Here is a 26,460-nt window from a genome sequence, read left to right on the forward strand (position 1 = left end):
GCGAGATGCCAACATGTCGCACGCCCGGGGCTCAACTCGTGCGCCAACGGCTTTCGTGGCTGGGTGGCGCACGACTCGGCGGCCCGCGCCTGAAAACTAGGAAGCCCTGTCAGCAGGTGCTGCACTTAGTCAAATTCGCTCAAGAAGATGTCTTCGGTCGGATATCTGTGGGTAAGGCGCTGTCGAAACCAAGGCCCGAAACGAATTGGATCTGTCACGGTAAGTAGAAGCCTACTAGGGTCAAAGGCGACGATGGCTGTCGTCTCCTCAAATGTCAACCCTCCACCCTGCATCAAAGAATTTGGCTCGTGGACTCCATGCGGATCGACATTCGTAGCCGTGGGGATCAGCGCATGGCCAGCTTCATGCGACGCGATCGTGCCCACGAAGTTAGCAAAAGCCAACACCCCAGCCCGCACAATCAACTCGCGGCGTGTCGGCACTCCCACGAAGAATTCGCCGGCGTTTACGGGCGTCCCTCCGAGAGCCGACGCATTTGCATCTTCTGTAGCGAGAGTGTCAAAAATAGCCCGATATATCGGGTGACTGGTGATAAAGCCACCCCTTCTTGTAAATTCGCCCGCAAAAACCTTGGCCAATTTATCAGGGTTGAACGGATCTTGGAGCTGGCGTTCGCAGAAGCCATACTCTGTGTTTGCTGAGTCGTCGTCCAGTCCACCGATCCTTATCATCGTAAAGTTTCCCGGGCCCACGAGTTGTTCGGGTGATGTCAAAACGAAGCGCGCATTCACCCGGTCATAGTTGTTCTTGGCAGTGCGGAGTGCGGCAGTGATTACTGCTGACCTGACTCGGTCATTTACTTCCATTTGTTCCAAGGTAAGCGATGATCCATCAGGATTTGATCGCCGCATTAACCCGAGCCGGGCCAGGTCAATGTCAAAACTTGGTTCAAATCTGAGGAAGAAGAAATGCGGTACAGACAGATCAACGTCTGCGAAGCACGTTGGTGGGACAGTTACTCCCGCACAGTCTCCTCGCTGGAATCGCAGGCGTAGCTTGCCGGGATGCCGAGCGCGTAAAGTAGCCTCGTTTCCATTCCCTACCGGCGCAACGTCTGCGGTTACGGTGCCTCGATACCCGTCCACTGGTTTCAGGCACCATTGCATACTCCCGAAGATGCCCCCGCCTACGGTACCGGCGACAACGGTGACCGCGGTGTCTGATGGTGGGTTGAAACGTAGGGCTGGCCCGCTTGTGGAGATTCTGACGCCGTGGCAGGCCAAGTGCTCGTCGCCGCCGTTTTCCTGGCCGCAGCCTACTGAGAGTGCGTTAACTGCCTCAACGTAGTCGGGATCACCGGGCGCTGTAGGCCGATCCCCTGGCTGAACCCTCGTCCAGGTTGCGAGACCAGTGAGGCCTAACTCATCGATGTTCTCAACGATCAGTTGTTCCTGGCCGTTGTCCTCCGTTCCCACCCTGAATTCGTGTAGTTCATGACCAAAACCGTCACCGCCGAACCAACCGTCGTACCCTCGAATCGCATCCAGCTCAAGTTGTTGAAGATCAGTGTCGAAGTCTCCCGTCGTGAAGTCCGGCAGTACGACGGAAATGGCCGCCAGGCCCTGCTGCTGACGGTTAGCGTTAAAGGCTGCGATGGAATCAAGGAAACGCGATGAGCTACGCACCCGCGCAGGGTACGCAGCCGCTTCGGCGACTTTCTGCTCGAAAAGCTCAATTCCTTTGGCAACATTTAATCTCCAGTTCCATACCTCGTCGGGTGTTGGTTCTGGAATCTGCATCACGCCGACCTTGCCGGTGGGACCGAACAGCGGGCAGAAGTCGTGCCCTCCGTTCGGAAGCGCATCGAATTGCCGTTGCCCGCTCTCCTTGCATGCGATCCGGCGAAGGGTTTCGTGGGGCAGAGCTGCCCCTATATCTGTCCGCAATGGATTTGTGCCATCCATGCCCCCGCTGACGGACGCCGAGACATCACACCCATTAATCATGCCGCTAGCAGAAACAACTACGACACTGCCGCGAATTACATCACCAAAGTCAAGGCTTCCTCCTGGCCCAATGGGAACCTCGAAGACCGTATCGAGATGCACCGGTTGGTGGGGCGGGCAGTCATGAAAAGTGCTCATAACCCTCGCCTGCAGCGTCAGGCCCGATGCCGATCCACCAGCACTGTGGGCAATCACTGAGATAGAGGGCATTTGCGGGGTTGCAGTTATCACATACGGCGGAGGCGGTACCAGCTCGAGGGTGACTTCAGCGAGCCGCCAGCTGACAATAACCGTGAGGCTGGTACGCGGCGTTGGCGGATCCCCCAATGGATTGCCATGGGTTCCAGTGATAACCCGGGTTTCCCCACCTATTCCGCGAACAGTTATGGTGTCACCAGTGGCGTCGCTGACGCCAGGGGGCAATATCAAATTCCCGTTTCCGTCAAACAGAGTACCGACCAATGGCTGACCATCCACCATGACAAATGTATCGTGCGGGCCGGCGCCTACATTCCACTCTATGTTTCCCGCAGGGGCGTCAGTAACCGCAGTTATGATGACTCGCTGACCAGGACAAGGATCATTGATGGATGCGTCGAGGCTGTTCATTCCCATGACGTTTCCCCTCTGAGCGACACGACGGCTCAGCAACCCAATGAAATGGGCTGCGAGGTGTCTATCCGAAAAGGAACTGACATAGCTGTCGAATTAGGTCTTTGTGGAGGGACGCCTCGATGGGAATTCTACGGCGGCGACACCGAACGTGCGAGTGACGATGGATAGGGAATCGACGTTCAGACATTGCTAACTGTGGGTCATCCACGCGGCGTCGGTAGAAATCTCGAGTGGCATGGTGGGTCGCCGAGGCTTCGCACTCGGTTTGTCCCCGTGTCGCCACACTCCGCAAGATAGACGTTTGTCGTATGAGGGCGGTGCCCACGTGGCTGCAGGGCAACCGTCAGATCGCACACTGGCGTCAACGGTCGCAGCTCCGGAGGACCTGGCGAGTTTCGCCGCCACTCCAATCTTGGGTTGATCGTGAGCGGTATCCGGGACTGCGATTCACACAAACTCAATCCCGTCGCCGGCCTTCAGGGTTGCCGTTCTTGCAACCGATCTTGGGCCGCCTCGATGCTGTGAGCTGGCCTGCCGCTGTGCGTCAGTTTGTCAATCTAGGTAGGGGCAGCCATCATGACCAAGCACGATTGAGTTGGGGCAGGCCCACCGCCCTGATAAATGAAGTCGGACACGAGGTCGGCTTCTCCCTCGGATGGAAGGAGGGATGGCTGCACTGTTTCGCAAGAATTCGGAGCCGGGGCAGCATTGGACGATGAGTCGTGGGCGGGGTGGTCAAGTGACATCTCTGCTGACACATTCGCCTCCCTCACGCCGGCTACGCCCCCGGTGGCGGGGGTGCATGACCCAAGAGATGCCAGTGCTGCGGAGACCTCCAGATGATTCCCCTGTCTGGCTACGGGGATAGTTACGAGGGCTGTGGCCCGACGCTTCTACGGCTCGGCCCCCTGGGGATGACATGGCAGCGGATGCTCGGGTATCTTCGCGGTTCCCGATCTGAGCGGAGTCCGGTCCAACCCTCAGGCCCGCCAATAGTTTCGACTATTGGGGCTCCAAGCTGAAAAGAGCCCTATAAGCATCAACGGAGTGGCGGGGCTCTGCGAACTGTCTGCACGTGTGCCTCCGCCTCGTCAGCCGCTGCCGTGCGACACCTTTAGCCCCGCTGACTCAACACTGAAGTTCTCAAAGCGAAGGACTTCGAGAGGAACACCGAGAATTCAAAAAGCTTCCCGAATGGCTGCAAGCGTGGCTCCGCGGAATCATCGTTGGTCGTTTGCAGGCCGCCTGTTTAGCCGTGCATTCAGTGGCTTTGAACCTCGCCAAAGCCACTCTTTCATGCTGTGATGGCTAGTAGTTAAAATGAGACTGTCGCGAGCCATAAATCGGGACATAGGCGTCCTTTCGAGAAAGTATGTTCTAAACCCCGTCCGGGCTGCTGGAAGGTAAACGAAAGTTGACTCTGTTCTCGTTTGTCCCTCTCGAACTGACTTTCCCAGAGACGGTATGGTCCAATGTCATCAATGCTCTCGCCACTGCCTTCTTCACCGCCTCTTTGGTTGCGTGGGGTGCTGCCGTCCTTGTCCATCGTCTGGAGAGCCAGGAGAACCTGCGTCGGGACAACCGATCCAAGACTTTGCTGAAGGAGAGTGAAGACCGGGCCGAACAGCAGAAGCAACTCGACAAGGAACATGATGATCGCCAGCAGCTTAGGGAACACGAGTATCAGATGAGGTCGGCGCTGCGTGAGTCCTACGCCCGGCTTCTAGTCGTCCAGAGACGATCCCGGCAGGAATCCCTGACTCTGTCTCGATTGGGAGAGGGAGAATCCCGCGCCGCTGCGAAGGTTGTTGCTAGACAGGCCCACGACGACTTCATCGACGAGTATCATCGCCTGGCCCTTGATGCCGATCGCTCCATGTGGTTCGAGCTCCGCGCGCTTCGTCACATCCTTGACGACATGCTGAAATACGCCGAGTTAGGAGCCTTTCGGGAATGCGAATCTCTTACGAAAACCGCCAGGGATGCCCGCCAGAATCTCGAAAGAAGCCTAAGGCGACGCTTGGGCCACCCTCCGCTTCAGCGCCGCAACTTCCTAGGGGAAAAGTATGACAAGGCGAGGGGCCTGATGGAACACGCACGTTCCAGGACAAGACACCGTCGAATGACTAGCTGAGCGTTTGCGCCCGGAGAACGGCCGCCGGTCGGGGCAATCGTACTGCGCCTCTTTGGGACCCGGAAGATCTTTGCGGAGCGCTCTGCGGGGATTCTCGAATACAGGGCGACGTGCAAGACGGTGGAGCGATGCATGGGCAGTCAAGGCTGCGCTGTTACAGGGATTTCGGGCTGATCACGGCTTACGTGTCCAATGTAGCCGCTTGTGCACTGTCCACGGCGACAAGGCCGTGCCAGTCTGGGTCTATGAAATCCGACATTGACCAGTTGACCGAGATGAACATCCGTATCGGGCACGAAGAATCTGCTGGCACACGCGAATACTTTGAGGAGAAAGTCCTTGCGGCGGCCTTCGCTATGAGGCGCGGCCTGACGGGCATGGTGGTGGACAGGACAGCTTTCCTAGATGCCGTGAAACCTAGTCCTCCACGTTCGACTCGCATACTCTCCATCTCATTGTTCGGTATGAACCGCGCCACGGTGAACTGCATCGTTACTCAGGAAGGGAAGCAGTATGAGAACTTCCGGCTATTCGTGCGCGAAACTCCCGAAAAACCCTGGAAGCTGCTGGCTTGGGCCAATGAACCGACAACCGCTAGCGGACCGCAGCTGATCCGGGACTATCCGCAATCACCGAGTGACGAGCAGCGACGATGATCAGGCAAGCACACCCCAGCCTGACGTCAGAAACCAGGCACAGGGATGTCAGAACAGGGTCCGTTTCGGCCTTGTCTGACACGGGCTCAAGACGCTCTTAGAGATCAGTCTGACATCACCTGGCCTCACTGAAGCTCTGTTCCGGGTCATGCTGGTCGTCTCGTTGGCTATAGAGTGGCCCGTTTCCCGAACCATCCGATAGCCGCCTCGTGATCGTGACCGCCTCTTGACTTTTAGTTACTGACGGGTAGCTTTAGGGAAGCACTTCGGGACCCCAGCCCGGAGGATTTGCCAAAGAAGCCCCGCACCGCTCTTCGTGAGTCCGGTGCGGGGCTTCCGCTTGCGTGATTCAGGAGAACCGGGCGGGGCGGAACGTGGCCAGCATGGGGTGCTTGTCTCCTGTCAGGATCTCGCCAGCGAGGAGTTCGCCAGCAATGAGTCCGAGTGTGGCACCGGAGTGGGTGAACGCTACGAAGCAGCCGGGCACCTGGCCGAGCTCTCCCAGCACGGGCTCGCCGTCGCCAGGAATGGGCTTGTAGCCGATTTTCCAGCTTGCCGGCTTCAGCTCCGGGTTGCCGGCAATAAGCTTCGACGCTTCATCGGCGAGTTCCTGGACCACATCGTCCGCGATGCTGAACGAGCCATCCGCGTGTTCGGTGATGTGTTCCTCGTACCAGTCGTGGTCCAGAGCGAAGGTGCTGCCCGGGTTTGGGCGGACGGCGGCCCGCGGAGTGTTCATCACGGCCTGGACCTCATGGTCCACCGGCTTGGTCAGCACCAGCATGGATACCGGGGATCCGTTGGGGATCTCCACGCCAAGGGGGGCGACGACGGCGGGCGTCGCTGCCCCGCATGCCACCAGCACCGCGTCGGCGTCGTACGTCTCACCCGCTGCCGTCTCAACGCCCACCGCCCGGCCACCGTCAACGACGACCGACGACTTCCCGGCATTCAGGACCAGCTTGCCGCCGAGCCCATGGAATTCCTCCATCAGGAAATCCACGAGGTCCGGCAGGCTGACCCAGCCCTCACCCGGGTTGAAGATGGCGTTTTCCGGAACAGCGCCCGCATCGATGCCGGGCGTGACCCCGGCGATGTCTCCAGGCGTGAGCAGCTTTGAGTCGTAGCCGATGGACTTCTCGTAGGCATGCCGCGCCTCCGTGGCCTCCCGCTGTCCACCGGCGTTCCACATCAGTCCGCCGCCGAACTGCAGCCACTCCAGACTGGGGTCTGCGGCGAAGAGCGTGCGGTACCTGTCGACGCCGGCAATGCGGAGCTGGTGGTAGGGGGTGGAACGTTCGCCGGCGGAGTTGAGCCAGGAGAGTGAACGGCCGGTTGCTTCGCTGGCCAGGCCGCGTTCGGTCAGCAGCGTGACGGATGCACCTTCGCGGAGCAGGTGGACAGCGGTGGAGACGCCCAGAATACCGCCGCCGATAACGGCGACGTGCTGGGTGGCGGTGGAGGACATGCGTTCTCCCTTTCTGTGGATTTTGGACATGGTTGGGTAGGGACGCGGGGATTTGAGACTGGGTTGCGTCCGGAAAGGATGGGCGGCGGGTCGTCACCGCACCGGGTTGTGAAAGGCGTTGCGGGTCAGGCCAGCGCGTGGATGCCCTCGATGATCCTGAGGACCTCAAGCGGTTCCGCCGGGTCGACGGGAAGGGGGCCCATCCCGCGGAGGGCGGCGGCGAGTTGCACGTAGAACTCGGGGTATGCGCCCCGCTCTGCCGGAACAGGGCTGGTGGCACCGTCCACTCCCAGAAGCCCCCAAGACTCCTGGGGTTCGATGCCGTAGGCGGGGTCGGACGGTTTCGTGCCGGCGGCCAGCGCGGGCTCCTGGGAGTCCAGGCCCCACTTCATGTACCCGGCTTCGGAGCCGAGAACGTGGAAGCGCGGGCCGACCTGGGCTGCCATGCCGTTCATCCATAGCCTGGTGCGGACGCCGGATTCATGCAGGAGGGAGACGAAGGCCTCCGTGTCGGCTGCGTCTGGGTCGGGTCCCCGATTGGCGGTCTCACCATGGCTCCGTGCCACCGGGCCGAACAGCTGGATGGCCTGGTCGATCAGGTGCGCGCCGAGGTCATGAAGGATTCCGCCGCCCTGGGCAAGGGCGGTGCTGTCACGCCAGTTACCGAAGCCCTCCGGCCGCCACCATTCGAACCGTGATTCGAACGTGCGCACCTCCCCCAGACCCTGCCGCTGAAGCAGTTTCCGGAGTGTGAGGAAGTCGGCGTCCCATCTGCGGTTCTGGAACACTGTGAGATGCACACCGGCGTCGGATGCCAGGGCGATCAGCTCCGCGCCCTGGGTGGAGGTGGGCACGAAGGGCTTGTCCACCACGACGTGAAGGCTGTGCGCAATGGCGGCCGCGGCGAGGTCGAAGTGGGTGTGCGGCGGCGTGCCCAGCACCACGAGGTCCAGGTCCGGGGACAGCGCAAACATCTCCTCCGGCGTCGGAACGATCCGCGCCCGGGGGTAGAGCCGCGCCGCCTCGGCGGCCCGTGCCGGATCCGCCGTCACGATCACGTCAAGGGAGTACTGCGGGTCTGCCGCGATCAACGGCGCATGGAAGACCTTGCCGGAGATTCCAAAGCCGACGACGGCGGTCCGGATAGGTGCGGATGTCACCGTCGCCATCACAGCACCTCCGAGAGGAAACGCTGCAGGCGTTCGCTGCGCGGGCTATCGAACAGGTCGGCAGGGGTTCCAGATTCGACGACTTCGCCTTCGTCCATGAAAACAACCTGGTCGGCGACCTTGCGGGCGAAGCCCATCTCGTGGGTGACGACGAGCATGGTCATCCCGCGGCGGCCGAGCCCGGCCATCAGGTTCAGGACGCCCTTGACCAGTTCCGGGTCCAAGGCGCTGGTCGCTTCATCGAACAGCATCACTTCCGGTTCCATGGCCAGCGCCCGGGCGATGGCCACCCGCTGCTGCTGGCCGCCGGACAGGTCGCGGGGGCGGTGGTCGGCGCGCTCGGCAAGGCCCACTTCGGCCAGCCGGCGGCGGGCGCGTTCCATGGCCTCGGCCTTGGGCATGCCCTTGACGCTCCAGAGGGCAAGGGCCACATTCTCCAGCGCGGTGTGGTCCGGGAAGAGGTTGAAGTGCTGGAACACCATGCCGATGCGGCGCCGCAGGGTGTCCGGCTTGACCTGCAGGGCGCTTTCACCGGCCAGCAGCACGTCGCCGCTCTTGGGTTCATGCAGCCGGTTGACGCCGCGCAGCAGCGTGGACTTGCCGGAACCGGACGGGCCGATGATGCAGGTGGTGGTACCAGGGGCCACGGAGAGGCTGACGTTGCGGAGCACGTCAATGTCGCCGTAGGCCATGGTCAGGTTCCGCAGTTCCAGGCTTGAGCCGTGGAATGTTTCGGTAACAGGGGCGGCCTGGCTCCCGCTCTTGCTGGTGCTTGGGCTGGTGAGGTTCATGTGTTGCTCCCGGTGGTGAGCGGCGAGGCCGCGTCGAGTTCCTTGACTTCCTTCAGGCCGGATGTGGGCGCGGTGGGCCGGCGGCGGCCGGTGCGGAACCTGTTGTCGAAGTAGTTGACCAGGTGGGTCAGGGGCACGGTGATCACAAGGTAGAAGATGCCGGCCATTACCAGGGGCGAGAGGTTTCCCGACAGCACGGCGGCGTCCTGGCCGACGCGGAATAGTTCGCGTTCGCTGACCAGCAGGCCCAGGAAGTACACCAGGGAGGAGTCCTTGACGATGGCGATGAACTGGTTGACCAGGGCCGGCAGGACCCGGCGGACGCCCTGGGGAACCACCACCAGGGCCATGGATTTGGCGTAGCTCATGCCCAGGGCGCGGCAGGCCTCACCCTGGCCCTTGTCCACGCTGAGGATGCCGGCACGGAAGATTTCGCCGATGTAGGCGCTGGCGATCAGGCTCAGCGCGATGATGCCCAGGGGGTAGGGCGAGGGCCCGAAGACCGACTGGCTGAACCGGGCGAAGCCCTGGCCGATCAAGAGGATGGTCAGGATGGCGGGCAGGCCGCGGAAGAGGTCGGTGTAGATACGGGCCGGAATACGCAGCCAGCGGGAACGGGAGATACCCATGACCGCAACCACCATGCCCAGCACGACGCCAAGGATGGTGGCGGCCACGGAGATGATCAGCGTGTTGAGAAGGCCAACCCCGAGGAGTTGGGGCAGCACCTCGAGCATTGCTTCAAAATCGAAGAAGGTGCGGCCGATGATGTTGAGCCAGTCCATTGATTGCTCTCAGACGTTAGTTGTTGAATTCGTGAGCCGGGTTGGATGTGTTGTCTGCCGGGCGGGCGGCCTGTACGCGGCCCGCCCGGCGGAGATCCGTTGCCGGACCTGACCCCGCTTACTTGCTTGCGGTGGGAGCCGGCGTGGCGGTCTGCTCGGCCTTGGGCAGGTATTGCTCCGGCATCGGGGAGCCCGGGAACCACTTCTGGTAGAGCTTCTTCCACGTGCCGTCTTCCATTGCTTCGGCGAGGCCCTTGTTCAGCGCTTCCTTGAAAGCGGGCTTGTCCTTAGCGATGGCGAAGCCCGCGGGGGCGTCAAAGGACGGAATGTCCGCAGCGCTGACCAGTCCGTACTGCTCCTGGTAGGCCTTGGCTGCCTCGTAGTCGAGGAAGTGGGCGTCCACGGAGCCGCTGTTGACGGCTGCGATGGCGGTGTTGTTGTCCGGGAAGCGCACCAGGTTGGCGGAGGTGAAGTTCTTGACGGCGTACGCTTCCTGGAGCGTCCCCTGCACCACGCCCAGACGCTTGCCGTTCAGGCCGTCCGCGTCCTTGACGCCGGAGGTCTTGGTGGTGATGACCGTCAGGTAACCGGCGAGGTAGCCGTTGGAGAAGTCGACGGTTTCCTTGCGCTTGTCCGTGATGCCGATGGCAGCGACCCCGACGTCGAACTGCCCGTTGGCTACGGCGGCGAGGAGTCCGGAGAAGTCCTGTCCGGTGAAGACCACTTTGTCTACGCCGGCACGGTGGGCCACGTCCTTGAACAGTTCGACGTCGAAGCCGGTGAAGTTACCCTGTGCGTCGGTGAAGGTGTACGGCTTGGAGTCACCCAGGCTGGCCACCCGGATGGTGCCAGGTTCGATCAGTCCGTACGGGTTGTCGGCCGGGCTCGAGGTGGCGGAGGATGATCCGCCGCAGCCGGAGAGGGCGAGGATGGCCGCCAGGGCTGCCGCAGCCACTGCTGCCGGACGGAAGTTCAGTTTGATCACAGCGTTGTCCAATCGTGGGAGGGAGGGCGGTGCTGTCAGGGCCGCCGAAGGATTTTGGTCGATGAAGCTCTTGCTGAGTCCGGTCTCAGTCCCTACGATTGAGACCGGACTCACATCGATTGCTAGAAATGTAGCGGAACTCACAAGCGGCGTCAACAGCCCCTCTGAAAGGTGAACATGAGCAGTGACGGAGCAAGACGGCGGGACGTAACAGTTGCCGACGTCGCAAAAGCTGCCCAGGTGTCCAAGGCCCAGGCCGCGCGTGCGCTGGGCAACTACGGGGCCGTCAGCGAGGACGTCCGCGAGCGGGTGCTCGCCGCCGCAGAGGAGCTGAACTACCGGCCCAACGAGCTGGCCCGAAGCATGAACACCGGGAAATCGAACACCATCGGGGTGGTCGTGGGCGATATCGAAAACCCGCATTTCGGACTGGCCACCAGAGGGATCACGGACACCGCGAAGAAGAGCGGGTTCAACGTCATCCTGATCAACACGGACGAGGACACCGCCGCCGAAGTGGATGCTGTCCGCGTGCTGCTCGACAAGAGGGTCGACGGCCTGATCGTCGCACCGGCGTCGTCGGTGGAGACCCAGCACCTGCGGCGGGTCCACGAAGCGGGCCGGCCCCTGGTGCTGCTCGACCGCTCGGCAGAAGACCTCGCAGTGGAAACCGTCGCCGTCGACATGACCGTGATCTCCTACGAATCCACCAATTACCTGCTCGACGCCGGACACCGAAGGGTGGCCTTCATCTCGACGCTGCGCTCCGATACCGTTTTTTCCGCCGGAATGCGGCTGGGTTCGTCGCAGATTTCGGACCGCCTGGAAGGGATGCGGCGCGCGTTTGCTGACTCGGGGCACAACTTTCCGGAAGATCTCGTGCGGCTCAATGCCGGTGACGCCGGCTCCATCCGGAAGCTCACGCGTGAGGTGCTGCTGGGCGCAGATCCGGCCACCGCCGTCGTGGCTTCCGATGGCCTGATCGCTCTCAGCGTGGTGGAAGCCATCCAGGAAATGGGACTGCGCATCCCGGAGGACGTGTCATTCCTGATGTATGACGACTTCGCGTGGACCCGCCTGACCACACCTCCGCTGACCGTCGTGTCCCAGCCCGTTTACGAGATGGGAGCCGCGGCGGCGGCCGCCCTGATCCGGCAGATCGAGGGCCGCCCGCCGCTGGTGCCGGCGCCGGAGTTCAATGCCGCCCTGGTCCACCGGGGCTCGGTGGGGGCGGTGCCAGGCACCTCCGGTTCCGGTCCCGCTCATTCAGCGTCGCCGTCGTCCTCCGTCTTGCCTTCCTTCAGGAGCAGCGCAGTGCCCTGATAGGCGGCCAGTTCGAGGAAGAAGCTGTGCAGGTCATCGACCTGGCCCACGGTCTCGCCGCTGAAGAGGTCGTGGACGCTGCTGCCGGGAACCAGGTGGGTGGACTGGATACTGCCTGAGATGTCCTGGCCGGAGAAGTTGAGGACAGTGACCTGCAGGTTTCCGTCCCCCAGCCGGTTGACCATCACGAGCAACCCGCGCTGGGACACCTCCGGCACATCCAGCAGGGTGCTGGTGGCGATCCCGCTCTGCTCCCGCACCTCAAGGATTTTCTGCAGCCGCCGGGCGAAGGAGGCCGGGTCCTTGAGCTGTTCCGGCAGCGGACCGTAGAGGCTGCGGGCCCGCGGCATGCCCGCGGAGGAAGCCTCCGCCTCGGGGCTGGTGCCCATGATGTCGTGCGCACCGCGGTTGATCCAGCGCGTGTCCCCCTGGGCCGTGAGCTCCCGCACCCTCTGGCGGTCCAGGGCCGTGACGCCGGTGAGGTCCCAGCCTGACAGGGCGAAGACGCCGGGCTGGAGGGCGTTGTACATGGACAGCAGGATATGGGCGTCCAGGATTTGGGCCTGCTGTTCTTCGGTGAGGTTCTCCGGGTCCTTAATGCCCAGGGCCGCCATGATGAAGCTCGCCGTGGTGCAGGCGATGCCGTTCGTGGTGAACAGGGCGTTATAGGGGGTCTCCGGGCCGGTCAGCCGTTCCCGCAGGGTTTGCTGCACATGCTCGGCAACTTCGGCGCCGGTGAGTTCCTGGCCGTTGAGTTCGAACACGTCGTCCTTGTGGCCGGCCGCGAAATGGACCAGTTCGTAGGTCAGTTCGTCGTGGTTCTGCAAGGCGTGCACCAGGGACGCCTGGTCCACGCCGATCTCCATGGCAAGCCGCAGCGTCAGGCGCAGGAACTCGGTGTCCGCGGTCACCAGCGCATAGTGGTAGGCCGGCCTGGTCACGAAGTCGTAGGAAAGGTCCGGGCCCGACTCCGAGGTGGCCTTGATGTCGTCGATGGTCAGGTTGAGTTCCTGGAAGGAGAACCCGCCGACCTTGCGGATCATGGATCCGATCAGCTGGTTTGCCGCCTCGGACAGCGGGTGCCCTTCGGACCAGCCCGGCTGTTCCTCGGCGCTTTTCTCCACGCCCAGGAACCCGTTGGCATCCAGCCGGAGCGCACCCGTGCCCAGGTCGAGGAGCGAGTGCAGGGCGTCCCCCACCACCAGTCGCATGCCCGCAAAGGTGGGATCCAGCCAGTTGATGGACGGCTGGCCGGCCTTGAAGTAGTGCAGGTACACCCAGCGGCGGGTCTTCCCGGCCGTGTCCACAATGGGCCGCGTGGCGCTCCAGTTGGTCTCCTTGACCCCTGGTTCATAGAAGATCACGCGTTGCAGCCGGCCGATGATGTACCCGGCCTTTTGCAGTGCCTGCTCCGCGTCCGGGCTGATGTTGACCGAGTCTTCGCCTTCGGGGACGTCGGGCAGCAGGTGCCAGTCCTCTTCCGGGATGTCGATCATGTGGTAGATGCCGGGGTAGTCCCGGAAGTTCATCTCGGCCAGGCGGAAGTCGGCCCCCTTGCCGGTGTGGCCGGGAACAATGTCGTCGATGACGGTGCCGTCATGCTCGACGGCAACCTCGCACATCCGGCGGAATTCATCCTCGGTGCCAAACACCGGGTCGATCGCCATGCTGATGCGGTCAAAGTGCCCGTCCACACTGGGCGTTTGGGTCCAGCCACTGATGCCGCCGGCGAGCTTGACCGGGCCGGTGTGCAGGCCCCTGATCCCGATCTCGCGGAAAGCATCCCACAGTTCAGGATCTCCCAGGGCTGAGAGGAAGGACTGGCCCGGCCGGGTGATAAAGGACAGCGGGTACGCGGTAAACCAGACGGGTGCGCGTTCCACGGCCGCCCGCGGGTTCGGATGGGCGTACGAGTGCTGCCACATGCTGGCCTGGCCGGACAGCTGGCGCGCCATCACATTGGCGTCCCCCAGCATGGCCTGGTTCCGCAGCCACTCGACATAGGCCGCATTCCGTCCGTCGAACTCGAGCGACGGACGGTCGGCAAAGAACTGCCGGCGGCGGGCAATTGGCCGCAGCGCCTTGGGACGGGCCGGATAGAACTGCTCGTCGTAGGTGATGTCAGCGGCCTCGGTTACTTCCGGCGCTTCAGTTGCCCCGGGCACTTCGGGCACTTCCGTCTGCGGACCTCCGGCTCCCGGATCAGCCGGAGCCGCTTCCCCGGGCGGCACCGCTCCTGTGCCGGCCCCGAAACCGTTGGTCTCGCCGTCGAACTCGTCGGCTGCTGAACCGATCTTGCTGAAGCTTGCTTCCCGCACAGACTTCTCCTTTGTCGGTGGTTCCTGCGTGGCACCTCCCCCAGGGGTGTTCTTCAAGTCCTTCCGTACCCCGGCGTCCTGAGAGTATTCACGCTTGTCCGCTCCGCCCACCCTATGCTGACTGGGGCCGGAATCAACAGCTCCCACACGGGCGGTGACGCACACTGTCCTCCGTGGCTCCGTCCCACCGGGTAACAAGGTGGAGGATACGGCTGAGGCGGGCCGGGATCCTGTTCGGATACCGGCCCGCCTCCTGCCGCGTGGTGCTTCGGGTACTAAAACTGGCCGCCGTCGGCCTTCACGGCCAGAACGGGACGGTCGGCCTGCATGAGGATGCGCTGGGCGTGGCTGCCCAGGATGAACTTGCCCACCTGCGTGCGGTGGCGCAGCCCGATGACAATCAGGGAGGCATTTTCCTCCCGGGCGACGTCGAGGAACTCATCAGCCAGGTCATGCTGGTAGGGCGGCTGGATCACCCTGGCCGTGACTCCTGCTTCCTCGGCCCGCCTGGAGGCCTTGGCCAGGACATCGTCCGGTGCCACCGACTTGTCCACCAGGGCGCCTTCCCGGGCGGAGTTGACGATCACCAGCTCCTGGTTCCGGAGCCGGGCCTCGGCGATGCCGGCCGCGAGGGCAGCCTCCCCCGCCGGGGTGGGGACAAATCCAACGATGATGCTCATACCTTTTCCTTGATCTTTGCGGCGGGAGTAACTGCGGACGCCTTGCGCTTGGCCAGCGCGGAGCGGATGGCCGGGAGGGCGGCCACGACGACGAACACGATGAGGAGCGTGGCGGAGATGGGCCGGCCGAAGAAGCCCAGCGGATCACCGCCGAACACCAGCAGCGAACGCCGCAGCGAGCTTTCGAGCAGTTCGCCCAGGACGAAGGCCAGCACCAGCGGGCCGGGCTCGAAGCCGAACTTCTTCATCAGGTAGCCCACGATGCCGAAGACCACCACGAGGGTGACGTCGAACATGCTGTTGTTGATGGTGTAAGCGCCGAGCAGCGTAATCAGCGCCGTGATGGGTGCCAGGATGGCGGCACGGACCCGGAGGATCTTAACGAAGATGCCCACGAGCGGCAGGCTCATGATCAGCAGCAGGATGTTGCCGATGTACATGGAGTTCACCACGCCCCAGAACAGATCAGGGTTCTCGTCCACGAGCTGCGGACCGGGGGTGACGCCCTGGATCAGCAGCGCGCCGAACATCAGCGCCATGGTGGCGTTGGCAGGGATGCCAAGGGTGAGCAGCGGAATAAAGGAAGACGTCGCGGCTGCGTTGTTGGCAGTTTCCGGTCCCGCAACACCTTCCGGCGCGCCCTTGCCGAAACGCTCCGGCTTTTTGGCCCGCTTCTTCTCCATGGCGTAGGAGGCCATCGAGGCGATGGTGGCACCTCCGCCGGGCAGGATGCCCAGGAAGAAGCCGAGCACTGACCCGCGGCCGATCGCACCGGACGCCTGCTTGAGGTCGCCCCGGCTGGGCCATACGTTTGCGACGGCGGAGGGGGCCTTGGCGGCGCGGTGGCGCTCCTCGAGGTTGTAGAGGATCTCGCCGAGGCCGAAAATGCCCATGGCGATCGGGACGAAGCCGATGCCGTCGGCCAGCTGCAGGCTGCCGAAGGTGAACCGGTTTTCACCGGTGAAGACGTCCCGGCCAACCGTGGCGAGCAGGAGCCCGATGGCGGCCGCGATAAGTGCCTTGGCCTTTGCTCCGCTGCTGATGGTGGCCACCAGCAGGATGCCCAGCAGCGCCAGGGCGGTGTATTCGGGTGCCCCGAAGTCCAGGGCGAAGCTGGCCACGATCGGAGCCAGGAAGGTGAGTCCAACGATGGCAGCGGTGCCGCCGACGAACGAGCCGATGGACGCCAGGCCGAGGGCCGTGCCGGCTTTTCCGTGTTTGGCCATCTGGTAGCCGTCAAAGACCGTGACCACCGAGGACGCCTCGCCGGGCAGGCGCAGGAGCACCGAGGTGATCGTGCCGCCGTACTGGGCGCCGTAGAAGATGCCGGCCAGCATGATGATGGCGGTGACGGGCTCCACGTTGTAGGTGAGCGGAAGCAGGATGGCGATGGTTGCCGCGGGCCCCAGACCGGGCAACACGCCGATCAGCATGCCGATAACGACGCCGATCAGGCAGTACAGCAGATTGGTCGGCTCCAGGACGACTGCAAATCCGTTGATCACGGGATTCAGGAAATCCACGGTGGTCTCCTAGAAGAGGTGGGGAATGGAAGTGTTGAGCGCCAACACGAAGATGCCGTAGAAGGCTGCCACCACGAGGGCGCTGACCAGGAGCGTGGAGCGCCAGGTTTCGCCGCCAAGGAACCGCATCCAGATGATGCACAGCACCAGGGCCGGCAGTTCGAAGCCGATCAGCGGCATGAGTGCCACCATCGCGGCCAGGGTGACCAGGCCCGTCAGCGCGGCCAGGGACATGCGGGTGAACTTCTCCGCGTCCCGGTTGCGCCGGCCCATGACCAGCTGGAACAGCCCGAGGGCCGCCAAGACGCAGCTGATCATGAAGGGCCACAGGCCCGGCTGGGGTGCGGACGGTGTGCCCAGGCCCATGGCGATGGACAGGACAACGGCTCCGACGCCAACGCCGATGACCACCAGGGAGGACGCCACGTTGGCCAGCGCGCCGGCGGCAGGGGGCTTTTCTTCCTCCCACTGGGCTGCCAGCTGTTCGGGGGTCAGATCGTCAAGCTCTTCGGCGGGAAGGTTGCTGCCGTTCCCGGCGGGGGAAACAGCGTTCGGGCTGCTCCCCCCGCCGGGTACCGGTGTTGCTGCCTGCACTGGACTCACTTGTTTCCGGCGAGGCTGATGTCGTACTTCTCCACCAGGGCCTTGTACTTGGCTGCGTAGTCCTTCCATTGGGTGACTACTTCCTCACCGGAGATCTCCTTCGGCGTCAGCATGTTCTTCTTGTTGAACTCCTTGTAGGAGTCAGACTTCAGGGTTTCCTGGATGGCGGCGAGGAGCTTGTCCTTGACTTCCTGCGGGGTTCCCTTCGGAGCGGCGACGGCGCGGTACTGCGCGACCGGGACGTCATAGCCGGATTCCTTGGCGGTGGGAGTGTCCGGAAGGAAGGAGTTGCGCTCCTCCGAGAAGACGAGCAGCGGGGACACCTTGCCGGCCTCGATCTGCGGCATGGCCTCGCCGAGCTGGATGGTGGCCAGTTCAACCTGGTTGCCCAGGACGGCGGTCAGGGCGGGCTTGCCGCTGTCGAAGGGAACGTCGGTGCCCTTCACGTTGGCCTGCTTGAACAGGACAGTCTGGGCCAGCTGGCTGCCGGTGCCGACGCCGGTGGTGCCGTAGGTGACGTTGCGCCCGGCGGAGGTTACATCCTTGATGGACTTGAAGCCGGACTTTTCGCTGGCGACCAGCACGTAGTCGTCCTGCGACAGGCCGGTGATGATGTCGAAGTCATCGATGTTGACGGCCTCGTCCTTGGTCACGGCCAGCGGGGTGATGGTGATCAGGGAAGCGGTCAGCAGCAGCAGGTTCTGGCCGTCGGCGGGCTTGCCTGCCACCTCCTTGCTGGCCAGCGCGCCGTTGGCACCGGGCTTGTTCACCACCGGCATCGGGGCGCCGAGCGGCTTGGCCGCACCTTCCGAAATTGCCCGGGCGATGAGGTCCGTGCTTCCGCCCGGTGCCTGGCCCACGGTCAGGGTCACCGGGCCGTTGGGGTACTTGGATGAGTCAGCGCTGCCGCCGGAAACGTTGCCGCACGCGGTCAGGGCCAACAGGGTGATGGCGGACGCCGCGCCAAGAACAGCACGGCGGGTGGGGAAGTGCATCATTGAAACTCCTCATTTGCACCGCGGGCTGCCTCAGCCCGCAGGGGGATGTGAACCCGGTCACTGCCGGTTCGCTAGGACGAGTTTAGGGAGGCGCTATGATGCATGTCTAAGCCCAAATATGCATCAAGTAATACCGGGAGGGCATCATGTTTACCTTCGACCAGCTGACCGGGTTCATCGCCGTCGCCGAGGAACTGCACTTCGGCCGGGCTGCCGAGCGGCTCAACATGACCCAGCCGCCGCTCAGCCGCCAGATCCAGAAGCTGGAGAAGACCGTGGGGGCCGAACTGCTCGAGCGGGACAACCGCCGGGTGGAGCTGACGGCAGCCGGACGCGCGTTTCTTGACGAGGCACGCAGGCTGATGGCGCTGGCCAGCAGGGCACCCGTGACGGCACGGCGGATCGCCTCCGGCCGCCAGGGCCACCTGCGCATCGGATTCACCGCCGCGAGCGGCTTCAGCATCCTCGGGCCCCTGCTCGAGGAGATCGGCGCCATCGTTCCCGAGGTGGACATCGACCTCCAGGAACTCGTGACAGGTGAACAGATCCAGGGGCTCCTCACCGGCGAGCTGGACCTCGGCCTGGCACGGCCGCCCTTCGACACGGAAGTCTTCGACTCCCACCTGCTCTACCGCGAATCCATGGTGCTGGCCGTTCCCGCCTCGCATCCGCTGGCGGGCCTGAAGCGGGACATCCGGAACGAGGACTTCAAGGACGAACCCCTCATCATGCACTCGCCCACGGAGGCCCGGTACTTCTACGACCTCGTGGTCCGCCTGCACGATATCCGGCACGAGAACGCGGTGCACACCGTCAGCCAGATCCTCACCATGGTTTCGCTTGTGGCCGCCAAGCGGGGCGTGGCCTTTGTGCCGCACTCGGCAACGGCGCTGGGCATCCGCGGTGTTTCCTTTCTCCGGCTGGCCAGCAGCGAGGAAGAGCCCGTGGAGCTCCATGCCATCTGGAACCGGGACGCCAAGAACCCCGCCCTGGTGCGGCTGCTGCGAGACCTGGAGTTTGCCGGCGGATAGGCTGCGAACGTTCATGGACTCAATGCGCGGAGGGTATCAATGGATTCAAAAATGCACTTAGACAGGCATGGACGGGGGTCCCTACTCTGAAAAGGAATCACCCCACCTCCGCCGCCTCCGGCACCGACTCCAAGGACATCCCGTGGCAAAACTTTCACCCCAGGAACTGGCCAACACCCTCAAGGACGGGCTGCTGTCCTTCCCCGTGACTTCGTTCGATGCAGAGCTGCAGTTCGACGAGGAGAACTACCGCAAGCACCTGGCGTGGCAGGCCAGCTTCCCGGTCGCCGGCCTTTTCGCCGCCGGCGGCACGGGCGAGGGCTTCTCCCTCACCCCGGCCGAGTCTGCCCGCGTGGTCCGTGCCGCCGTCGAGGAAGTCGGCAACACGGTCCCCGTCCTGGCTTCCGCCGGCGGCTCCACCGCCCAGGCCATCGAGAACGCCAAGGCTGCCGAGGCCGCCGGCGCCGAGGGCATCCTGCTCCTGCCGCCGTATCTGACCGAGGCCGACCAGGGTGGCCTGATCGAGCACGTCAGCGCCGTCTGCAGCGCCACTTCCCTGGGCGTGATCATCTACAACCGCGCCAACGCCATCTACAAGGACACCACGGTGGCCACGCTGGCCGACCGGCACGAAAACCTGATCGGCTTCAAGGACGGCGTGGGCGACCTCGAGCACGACGCCCGCGTCTACGCCAAGCTCGGCGACCGCCTGTTCTACCTCGGCGGCCTGCCCACGGCGGAGACCTTCGCGCTGCCGCTGCTGCAGCTGGGCATGAGCACGTACTCCAGCGCGATGTACAACTTCGTTCCGCAGTTTGCACTCGACTTCTACCGGGACGTCCGCAACAACGACCGCGTGGCCGTCAACCAGAAGCTCAACGACTTCGTCATCCCCTACCTGGACATCCGCGACCGCGTGAAGGGCTACGCCGTCTCCATTGTCAAGGGCGGCCTCGACGCGATCGGCCGTTCCGCCGGCGGAGTCCGTCCCCCACTGCAGAACATGGCGGAAAAGGACCTGGCCGACCTCAAGGAACTCATCGCCAGGGTTTCCTAGTCGACCGTTTCCTGACGGCCCACACCACCTGTATTTAGGAGGAACAACCGTGCCCCTTACCGGACACTCCCTGATCGCTGGACAGACCGTTGCCGGCGAAGGCAAGACAACCTTCGCCTTCAACCCGGCCAGCAACGAACAGCTCGAGCCCGCCTACACCCTGCTCACCGAGGAGCAACTCAGGGCTGCCACCGCCGCGGCGGCCGAGGCCTTCGCGTCCTTCAGCACGCTGGACCCCGAAACCCACGCCGCGTTCCTGGACGCGATCGCGGACAACATCGAAGCGATCGGCGATGAACTGATCGTCCGCGCCGGCCAGGAAACCGGCCTGCCCGCCGCCCGCCTGACCGGCGAACGCGCCCGCACCACCGGCCAGCTGCGGCTCTTCGCCAACGTGGTCCGCCAGGGCGACTTCCGCGGTGTGCGCATCGACCCGGCCCTGCCGGACCGCACGCCCCTGCCGCGCGCTGACATCCGCCAGCGCCAGATCCCGCTGGGCCCGGTCGCCGTCTTCGGTGCCAGCAACTTCCCGCTGGCCTTCTCGACGGCGGGCGGCGACACCGCGTCTGCCCTCGCCGCGGGCTGCCCCGTGGTTTTCAAGGCCCACAACGCCCACCCCGGCACCAGTGAGCTGGTGGGCCAGGCCATCGCCAAGGCCGTCCGCGACGCCGGCCTGCACCCGGGCGTCTTCTCCCTCATCTATGGCCCCGGTTCCAGCATCGGCCAGGCCCTCGTCGCCGACCCGGCGATCAAGGCCGTCGGCTTCACCGGCTCCCAAAGCGCAGGCATCGCGCTGATGCGCACCGCCGCCGCACGCCCGGAACCGATCCCTGTCTACGCGGAGATGTCCTCGCTCAACCCGGTGTTTGTCTTCCCCGGCGCCCTGGACGGCCCGGCCGAACAGATCGATGCACTGGCACAGCAGTACATCACCGCCGTGACCGGCAGCTCGGGTCAGCTGTGCACCTCCCCCGGCCTGCTGTTCGCCCCCGCCGGTGAGGCGGGCGACAAACTGGCTGCCGCCGTCGGCCGCGCTGTTGCCGCCTGCGCCGGCCAGACAATGCTTACTGCAGGGATCGCCGATTCCTGGAACTCCGGCACCCAGGCGCTCGGCGCCGCTGAGAACGTGACCGTCGTCGGGACCGGAACCCCCGGCCCCACCGAGAATGCACCGGCACCGGCCATCTACGGCACCGAAATCCGCGACTTCATCACCAACGAGGTCCTGCACACTGAAATTTTCGGCGCCGCATCCCTGGTGATCCGCTACTCCTCCGCCGAGGAACTCGTCGAGGCGGCCAACCGGCTCGAGGGGCAGCTCACCGCGTCCCTGCAGCTCACCGAAGAGGACTACCCGACGGCGGCACAACTGATCCCGGCGCTGGAGCAGAAGGTGGGGCGCATCATCGTCAACGGCTGGCCCACCGGCGTCGAAGTCGGCCACGCCATGGTCCATGGCGGCCCCTTCCCGGCCACCTCTGACACACGCACCACCTCCGTGGGTACGCTGGCCATTAACCGGTTCCTCCGGCCCGTGGCCTATCAGAATCTGCCGCAGGAACTCCTCCCGGCAGCCCTCCAGGACGCCAACCCGTGGCACCTGAACCGCCGGATTGACGGCACCGTTGTGGCCGCTGAAGAGAAAGAGGAGGTCAACGCATGACCGCCCAGCCGACAATTGCGCGCGTAGAGGTCGTCCCGGTTGCGGGTTACGACAGCATGCTGATGAACCTCAGCGGTGCCCACGGGCCGTTCTTCACCCGGAACGTGGTCATCGTGACCGACTCCGACGGCCGGACCGGCCTCGGCGAGGTCCCCGGCGGCGAGAAGATCCGCACCACCATCGAGGAAGCCGGTGCGCTGATCGCCGGCAAGCCGGTGGCCCGCTACCGCTCGCTGCTGCGCGAAATCACCGCTGAGTTCGCCGACCGTGACGCCGGCGGCCGCGGCCTGCAGACCTTCGACCTGCGCACCACCGTCCACGCCGTCACCGCCGTCGAGTCCGCACTGCTGGACCTGCACGGCCAGTTCCTTGGCGTCCCGGTGGCCGAACTGCTGGGCGACGGCCAGCAGCGGACCTCTGTGCCGATGCTCGGATACCTGTTCTTCATCGGTGACCACAAGCGGACGGACCTGCCGTACCTGGTGGAGGAATCGCCGTCGGACCGGTGGGAAGAACTGCGCCGCCAGGAGGCGATGACTCCCGAGGCAGTTGTGGCGCTGGCCGAGGCGGCGCAGGAGCGCTACGGCTTCAGCGACTTCAAGCTCAAGGGCGGCGTGCTGTCCGGCGACGACGAAGTGGACGTGGTGACGGCGCTGGCCAAACGCTTCCCCGATGCCCGTGTCACCCTGGACCCGAACGGCGGCTGGCTCCTCGAGGAGGCCATCCGGCTGGGCAAGCGCATGCAGGGCGTCGTTGCCTATGCCGAAGACCCGTGCGGCGCTGAAGGCCGCTTCTCCGGCCGCGAGGTCATGGCTGAATTCCGCCGGGCCACCGGGCTGAAGACCGCCACCAACATGATCGCCACGGACTGGCGGGAAATGTCCCACGCCATCCGCAGCAACGCCGTGGACATCCCGCTGGCGGACCCGCACTTCTGGACCATGCACGGTTCGGTCCGGGTGGCGCAGCTGTGCAACGAGTTCGGCCTGACCTGGGGCTCGCACTCGAACAACCACTTCGACATCTCGCTCGCCATGTTCACACATACCGGCGCGGCGGCTCCCGGCGAGATCACCGCCCTGGATACGCACTGGATCTGGCAGGACGGTCAGGGCCTGACCAAGAACCCGCTGCAGATCAAGGGCGGCGCCATCGAGGTTCCGGACGCACCCGGCCTTGGCATCGAGCTGGACCGCGCGGCCCTGGACAAGGCGCACCAGCTGTACCTGGAGCACGGACTGGACGCCCGCGACGACAGCATCGGCATGCAGTACTACATCGACGGCTGGTCCTTCGACCCGAAGCGGCCCTGCCTCGTCCGTTGAGCGCAACTCCCGTACATACAGATAAATAGAAGGGCAGAGTGTGGGCGGCGTCGTCTCCGGAATCCTCATCGTTTCTGCAGTCATCGCCGTCGGTTACCTCGCTGCCAGGTTCCGTATTCTGGGTCCCGAGGTCCAGGGCGCGCTGACCCGCAGCGCGTTTTACATCACTAACCCTGCCCTGCTTTACACCGTCGTGGCCGGCTCGGACATCCGGGCCGCACTCGGAACTGACGCCCCACTGGCGCTGCTTTCAGCAGCGGCAGTGGGGCTTCTTTACTGGCTGCTGAGCTTCCTGTTCTTCCGCCGCCCGGCTGCGGAAACCGCCGTCGGCGCGATGGCCAGCAGCTACGCCAATGCCAACAACATCGGCATTCCGGTCTCGCTGTACGCCGTCGGCACCGCGCAGCATGTGGCCCCGGTGCTTTTGGTGCAGCTCCTGGTCCTGGCCCCCTTCTACCTCACGCTGCTGGGAGTGTTCTCCGGCGCCCGGATCTCGTGGAAGAAGGTGCTGCTCCAGCCGCTGTCCAACCCCATGATCATCGCCTCGGCCCTCGGCGTACTCGTTGCGCTGACCGGCTGGCAGGAGCCGGAGCTGCTGCGGAAGCCGATCGACATGCTGGCCGGCGGGGCGGTTCCGATGGTGCTGCTCGCCTTTGGCCTCTCGCTGGCCGGCCGCGCGCCGCTGCAGAAGGATGACGGCCGCACCGAGACCCTCGTGGCCACGTTCCTGAAGATTGCCGGCATGCCCGTGATCGTCTGGCTGCTGGGGCGCTTTGTCTTTGGCCTCGAGGGGCAGCATCTGCTGGCCAGCGTGATCATGGCGGCCCTCCCCACTGCACAGAACGTCTTCCTGTTCGCTTCCCCCTACGGGCGCGGCATGACTGTGGCCCGGGACGTGATCCTCTGCACCACCATCCTGTGCGTAGGCGCGCTGCTGGTGGTTGCCTGGGCAGCGGGATAGGTGAAGGGCCGTGCAGCGGTCCCGGCCCTTCGCTGAGAGCAGGGTTTTCACAAGGTGCAGGGGCGAATATTGGATATGTCCTTGAAGGGAGGCAGCTTCGGCTCCTTCGCGCAGGACTGCCGGGTCCGGCTTCCTCAGGTGCTGGACCCGGCCACACTGCCGCTTCCGGATGCGGGGATTCAGTCCTGGCCGGTGGTCTCGGAAAACGACATATCAGGGGCGGCCCCATCCGCGGCCGCCACCCAGGCCGTGAAGTCCGCGTACGACATGAACGAGTAGTAGTCGCAGAACCTCAAACGTGCCTTTTCATGCTTGGTCACTCTGACTGAACATCCTCCCTTCTTCTGAGATTTCAACAGCTATAACGCTGTGCGTGGATTGCGCATTCCACTCCTGGTGCCTTGGCCGGTCCATTCCCGCCGCATACTTGTAGTATAAGTTGTTAGCTTGTATCCTAAGTAGGCGGGCGATGTTGCCCCTACTTCCAAGGAGAACCCATGAGCACCGTCGATCTGATCCGGCACGTCAAACTTTCCACCGCACGCCTTCCGCTGGCCGTCCCGATCAGCGACGCCAAGGTGTTCACGGGCCGCCAGAAGCCCATGACGGAGGTCGTCTTCCTCTTTGCGGAAATCACCACGGAGCAGGGCCACACCGGCCTGGGCTTCAGCTACTCCAAGCGCGCGGGCGGTCCCGCCCAGTACGCCCATGCCAAGGAAGTCGCCGAAGGAATCATCGGCGAGGATCCCAACGACATCGGCAAGCTCTACACCAAGCTGCTCTGGGCCGGCGCTTCCGTGGGCCGCTCGGGCGTTGCCACCCAGGCCCTCGCCGCCATCGACATCGCGCTGTACGACCTCAAGGCCAAGCGTGCCGGGCTGCCCCTCGCCAAGCTGCTGGGTTCCTACCGCGACTCCGTCCAGACGTACAACACCTCAGGCGGCTTCCTGAACGCCACCCTCGACGAGGTCAAGGCTCGCGCCACGCAGTCCATCGAAGAGGGCATCGGCGGCATCAAGATCAAGGTGGGGCTTCCGGACACCAAGGAGGACCTGCGCCGCGTCGCAGGCATCCGTGAACATATCGGCTGGGACGTGCCCCTCATGGTGGACGCCAACCAGCAGTGGGACCGCGCCACAGCATTGCGCATGGGCCGCCAGCTCGAGGAGTTCAACCTGATCTGGATCGAAGAACCGCTGGACGCCTACGACTTCGAGGGCCACGCCCACCTGGCCCAGGTCCTGGACACCCCCATCGCCACCGGCGAAATGCTCGCCTCCGTGGCCGAGCACAAGGGCCTGATCGCCGCCGGCGGCTGCGACATCATCCAGCCCGACGCCCCGCGCGTGGGAGGCATCACCCAGTTCCTCCGCCTCGCCGCCCTGGCCGACGAACGCGGCCTGGGCCTGGCCCCGCACTTCGCGATGGAAATCCACCTGCACCTGGCCGCCGCCTACCCGCGCGAGCCGTGGGTGGAGCACTTCGACTGGCTGGACCCGCTGTTCAACGAGCGTCTTGAGACCAAGGACGGCCGCATGATCGTTCCGGACCGCCCGGGCCTCGGCGTCAGCCTCAGCGACCAGGCCCGTGCGTGGACCACCGAGACCGTGGAATTCGGCGCGTAACCTTAAATCCATGAGCCGGAACCTGACCGCGGACCTCACCGCCGACCTTCGCACCCGCATAGTCGACGGCATCATCCAGCCCGGCGAAAAGCTTCCGAGCGAAAACACCCTTATCGGCGAGTTCGGCGTCAGCCGGACAGTCGTCCGGTCTGCACTCACGCGGCTTCAGGCAGAAGGCTTGGTGGAAACCGAACGCGGGCGGGGCAGTTTTGCGCTGACCCCGCCCACGGCGGGTCCGACGTCGGGCCAGCCCGCCAGGGCCGTGGTCACCGCCGAAGACCGGCAGCACCTGCTGGAATTCCGGATCGGCGTCGAATCCGAAGCGGCAGCCCTGGCCGCAGGAAACCGCACGGAGCGGCAACTGGGCGCCATGCGGCAGGCACTGGCAGAGTTCACGGACAGCGTCGAGCATCCCGCCCACGCAATGAAGGCGGACTTTGAGTTCCACAAAGCCATCGCCGCTGCCTCCGGAAACCCTTTCTACACCGACTGCCTGGCGTCCCTCGGCCAGACCATGATCGCCATGCCGCGCACCCGGCTGATGACCGGCGTCGAGCATTACGCACGGGACCACTTTGAGCAGGTGGTCCACGAACACGCGTCCATTTTTGCCGCCATCGCGGACAGTGATGGAGCCACAGCATCTGCAGCAATGCGGAATCATCTGGCAAACTCCCGCCGCAGGCTGCGGGCCGGACGCGAGTAGAGTCCCCGGGCTACGCCCCGCTGAATCACGGGCTTGAGCTGCCAGGATGCGGCAGTGGTTCCTTGTGGGTATCACGC

22 protein-coding genes are annotated in these 26,460 nt (G+C 64.3%); 11 read left to right on the forward strand and 11 right to left on the reverse strand.

The features are described from left to right. Window positions 1-125: 125 nt before the first annotated feature. The gene (locus BWQ92_RS23515) at window positions 126-2,576 is read right to left on the reverse strand and encodes a hypothetical protein (protein ID WP_172804273.1); all 2,451 of its coding nucleotides are present in this window, start codon (window positions 2,574-2,576) and stop codon (window positions 126-128) included. Window positions 2,577-3,996: 1,420 nt separating this feature from the next. Here BWQ92_RS23515 and BWQ92_RS10120 point away from each other — a divergent pair. Both BWQ92_RS10120 and BWQ92_RS10125 read left to right on the forward strand, forming a co-directional pair. Next, complete coding sequence (locus BWQ92_RS10120) at window positions 3,997-4,716, forward strand: hypothetical protein (protein WP_076799393.1); 720 nt, start codon at window positions 3,997-3,999, stop codon at window positions 4,714-4,716. Between the two features lie 245 nt (window positions 4,717-4,961). After that, complete coding sequence (locus tag BWQ92_RS10125; protein WP_076799394.1) at window positions 4,962-5,372, forward strand: hypothetical protein; 411 nt, start codon at window positions 4,962-4,964, stop codon at window positions 5,370-5,372. Window positions 5,373-5,721: 349 nt separating this feature from the next. On the opposite strand, the gene BWQ92_RS10130 is transcribed toward BWQ92_RS10125, so the two are convergent. The 5 genes from BWQ92_RS10130 to BWQ92_RS10150 form a co-directional block, all read right to left on the reverse strand. Continuing rightward, complete coding sequence (locus tag BWQ92_RS10130; RefSeq protein WP_076799395.1) at window positions 5,722-6,840, reverse strand: NAD(P)/FAD-dependent oxidoreductase; 1,119 nt, start codon at window positions 6,838-6,840, stop codon at window positions 5,722-5,724. Between the two features lie 125 nt (window positions 6,841-6,965). Continuing rightward, window positions 6,966-8,009 carry a Gfo/Idh/MocA family protein gene (locus BWQ92_RS10135; RefSeq protein ID WP_076799396.1) on the reverse strand — a complete coding sequence of 348 codons (1,044 nt, stop codon included), beginning with the start codon at window positions 8,007-8,009 and terminating at the stop codon, window positions 6,966-6,968. Next, a complete protein-coding gene (locus BWQ92_RS10140; protein ID WP_076799397.1) occupies window positions 8,009-8,800 on the reverse strand; it encodes an amino acid ABC transporter ATP-binding protein in 792 nt (263 codons plus the stop codon). The genes BWQ92_RS10135 and BWQ92_RS10140 overlap by 1 nt, the downstream gene beginning before the upstream one ends. Continuing rightward, a complete protein-coding gene (locus BWQ92_RS10145) occupies window positions 8,797-9,585 on the reverse strand; it encodes an amino acid ABC transporter permease (protein ID WP_076799398.1) in 789 nt (262 codons plus the stop codon). Before BWQ92_RS10145 ends, BWQ92_RS10140 begins: the two co-directional genes overlap by 4 nt. A 118-nt stretch (window positions 9,586-9,703) precedes the next feature. Next, window positions 9,704-10,570 (reverse strand): ABC transporter substrate-binding protein, encoded by an 867-nt coding sequence (locus BWQ92_RS10150; protein WP_076799399.1) that lies wholly within the window; start codon window positions 10,568-10,570, stop codon window positions 9,704-9,706. A 177-nt stretch (window positions 10,571-10,747) separates the two neighbouring features. On the opposite strand from BWQ92_RS10150, the gene BWQ92_RS10155 reads away from it, so the two are divergent. Then, window positions 10,748-11,893 (forward strand): LacI family DNA-binding transcriptional regulator, encoded by a 1,146-nt coding sequence (locus BWQ92_RS10155; RefSeq protein ID WP_083706274.1) that lies wholly within the window; start codon window positions 10,748-10,750, stop codon window positions 11,891-11,893. Here BWQ92_RS10155 and treS read toward each other — a convergent pair. From treS to BWQ92_RS10180, 5 genes are all read right to left on the reverse strand, one after another. Beyond that, window positions 11,833-14,067: a maltose alpha-D-glucosyltransferase gene (gene treS, locus BWQ92_RS10160; RefSeq protein ID WP_076803647.1), complete on the reverse strand. Its 2,235-nt coding sequence runs from the start codon at window positions 14,065-14,067 to the stop codon at window positions 11,833-11,835. The genes BWQ92_RS10155 and treS overlap by 61 nt on opposite strands. A gap of 419 nt (window positions 14,068-14,486) precedes the next feature. Continuing rightward, window positions 14,487-14,891, reverse strand: a complete 405-nt coding sequence (locus BWQ92_RS10165; RefSeq protein ID WP_076799400.1) for a universal stress protein — start codon at window positions 14,889-14,891, stop codon at window positions 14,487-14,489. After that, the gene (locus BWQ92_RS10170) at window positions 14,888-16,414 is read right to left on the reverse strand and encodes a tripartite tricarboxylate transporter permease (protein ID WP_076799401.1); all 1,527 of its coding nucleotides are present in this window, start codon (window positions 16,412-16,414) and stop codon (window positions 14,888-14,890) included. Before BWQ92_RS10170 ends, BWQ92_RS10165 begins: the two co-directional genes overlap by 4 nt. 9 nt (window positions 16,415-16,423) lie before the next feature. Next, window positions 16,424-17,008, reverse strand: coding sequence for a tripartite tricarboxylate transporter TctB family protein (locus BWQ92_RS10175; RefSeq protein ID WP_236783171.1), 585 nt, complete (start codon window positions 17,006-17,008; stop codon window positions 16,424-16,426). Between the two features lie 5 nt (window positions 17,009-17,013). Then, window positions 17,014-18,015: a Bug family tripartite tricarboxylate transporter substrate binding protein gene (locus BWQ92_RS10180; RefSeq protein ID WP_076799402.1), complete on the reverse strand. Its 1,002-nt coding sequence runs from the start codon at window positions 18,013-18,015 to the stop codon at window positions 17,014-17,016. A gap of 146 nt (window positions 18,016-18,161) precedes the next feature. On the opposite strand from BWQ92_RS10180, the gene BWQ92_RS10185 reads away from it, so the two are divergent. The 8 genes from BWQ92_RS10185 to BWQ92_RS10215 all read left to right on the forward strand — a co-directional run bounded on the left by BWQ92_RS10185 (window position 18,162) and on the right by BWQ92_RS10215 (window position 26,383). After that, window positions 18,162-19,046, forward strand: a complete 885-nt coding sequence (locus tag BWQ92_RS10185) for a LysR family transcriptional regulator (protein WP_076799403.1) — start codon at window positions 18,162-18,164, stop codon at window positions 19,044-19,046. Between the two features lie 142 nt (window positions 19,047-19,188). Continuing rightward, entirely contained in the window at window positions 19,189-20,103 is a 915-nt protein-coding gene (gene kdgD, locus BWQ92_RS10190; RefSeq protein ID WP_076799404.1) for a 5-dehydro-4-deoxyglucarate dehydratase, read from the forward strand. A gap of 49 nt (window positions 20,104-20,152) precedes the next feature. Then, complete coding sequence (locus BWQ92_RS10195) at window positions 20,153-21,766, forward strand: aldehyde dehydrogenase (NADP(+)) (RefSeq protein WP_076799405.1); 1,614 nt, start codon at window positions 20,153-20,155, stop codon at window positions 21,764-21,766. After that, complete coding sequence (locus BWQ92_RS10200) at window positions 21,763-23,091, forward strand: enolase C-terminal domain-like protein (RefSeq protein WP_076799406.1); 1,329 nt, start codon at window positions 21,763-21,765, stop codon at window positions 23,089-23,091. Before BWQ92_RS10195 ends, BWQ92_RS10200 begins: the two co-directional genes overlap by 4 nt. A 40-nt stretch (window positions 23,092-23,131) precedes the next feature. Further along, on the forward strand, window positions 23,132-24,052 hold the full coding sequence (locus tag BWQ92_RS10205) for an AEC family transporter (RefSeq protein ID WP_076799407.1): 921 nt from the start codon (window positions 23,132-23,134) through the stop codon (window positions 24,050-24,052). Between the two features lie 75 nt (window positions 24,053-24,127). After that, entirely contained in the window at window positions 24,128-24,331 is a 204-nt protein-coding gene (locus BWQ92_RS23520; protein ID WP_157365137.1) for a hypothetical protein, read from the forward strand. A 218-nt stretch (window positions 24,332-24,549) separates the two neighbouring features. Beyond that, window positions 24,550-25,677, forward strand: a complete 1,128-nt coding sequence (locus tag BWQ92_RS10210; protein ID WP_076799408.1) for an L-talarate/galactarate dehydratase — start codon at window positions 24,550-24,552, stop codon at window positions 25,675-25,677. A gap of 10 nt (window positions 25,678-25,687) precedes the next feature. After that, window positions 25,688-26,383, forward strand: coding sequence for a FadR/GntR family transcriptional regulator (locus BWQ92_RS10215; protein ID WP_076799409.1), 696 nt, complete (start codon window positions 25,688-25,690; stop codon window positions 26,381-26,383). Window positions 26,384-26,460: the final 77 nt, after the last annotated feature.

This window comes from Arthrobacter sp. QXT-31 (genome assembly GCF_001969265.1).
GTDB lineage: Bacteria > Actinomycetota > Actinomycetes > Actinomycetales > Micrococcaceae > Arthrobacter.

Excerpts from the sequence above, each read along its gene's own strand:
- BWQ92_RS23515 (WP_172804273.1), bottom strand. The coding sequence starts at position 2,576 with ATGAACAGCCTCGACGCATCCATCAATGATCCTTGTCCTGGTCAGCGA.
- BWQ92_RS10125 (WP_076799394.1), top strand. The coding sequence starts at position 4,962 with ATGAAATCCGACATTGACCAGTTGACCGAGATGAACATCCGTATCGGG.
- BWQ92_RS10130 (WP_076799395.1), bottom strand. The coding sequence starts at position 6,840 with ATGTCCTCCACCGCCACCCAGCACGTCGCCGTTATCGGCGGCGGTATT.
- BWQ92_RS10135 (WP_076799396.1), bottom strand. The coding sequence starts at position 8,009 with ATGGCGACGGTGACATCCGCACCTATCCGGACCGCCGTCGTCGGCTTT.
- BWQ92_RS10140 (WP_076799397.1), bottom strand. The coding sequence starts at position 8,800 with ATGAACCTCACCAGCCCAAGCACCAGCAAGAGCGGGAGCCAGGCCGCC.
- BWQ92_RS10145 (WP_076799398.1), bottom strand. The coding sequence starts at position 9,585 with ATGGACTGGCTCAACATCATCGGCCGCACCTTCTTCGATTTTGAAGCA.
- BWQ92_RS10155 (WP_083706274.1), top strand. The coding sequence starts at position 10,748 with ATGAGCAGTGACGGAGCAAGACGGCGGGACGTAACAGTTGCCGACGTC.
- BWQ92_RS10165 (WP_076799400.1), bottom strand. The coding sequence starts at position 14,891 with ATGAGCATCATCGTTGGATTTGTCCCCACCCCGGCGGGGGAGGCTGCC.
- BWQ92_RS10180 (WP_076799402.1), bottom strand. The coding sequence starts at position 18,015 with ATGATGCACTTCCCCACCCGCCGTGCTGTTCTTGGCGCGGCGTCCGCC.
- BWQ92_RS10185 (WP_076799403.1), top strand. The coding sequence starts at position 18,162 with ATGTTTACCTTCGACCAGCTGACCGGGTTCATCGCCGTCGCCGAGGAA.
- BWQ92_RS10200 (WP_076799406.1), top strand. The coding sequence starts at position 21,763 with ATGACCGCCCAGCCGACAATTGCGCGCGTAGAGGTCGTCCCGGTTGCG.
- BWQ92_RS23520 (WP_157365137.1), top strand. The coding sequence starts at position 24,128 with ATGTCCTTGAAGGGAGGCAGCTTCGGCTCCTTCGCGCAGGACTGCCGG.
- BWQ92_RS10210 (WP_076799408.1), top strand. The coding sequence starts at position 24,550 with ATGAGCACCGTCGATCTGATCCGGCACGTCAAACTTTCCACCGCACGC.
- BWQ92_RS10215 (WP_076799409.1), top strand. The coding sequence starts at position 25,688 with ATGAGCCGGAACCTGACCGCGGACCTCACCGCCGACCTTCGCACCCGC.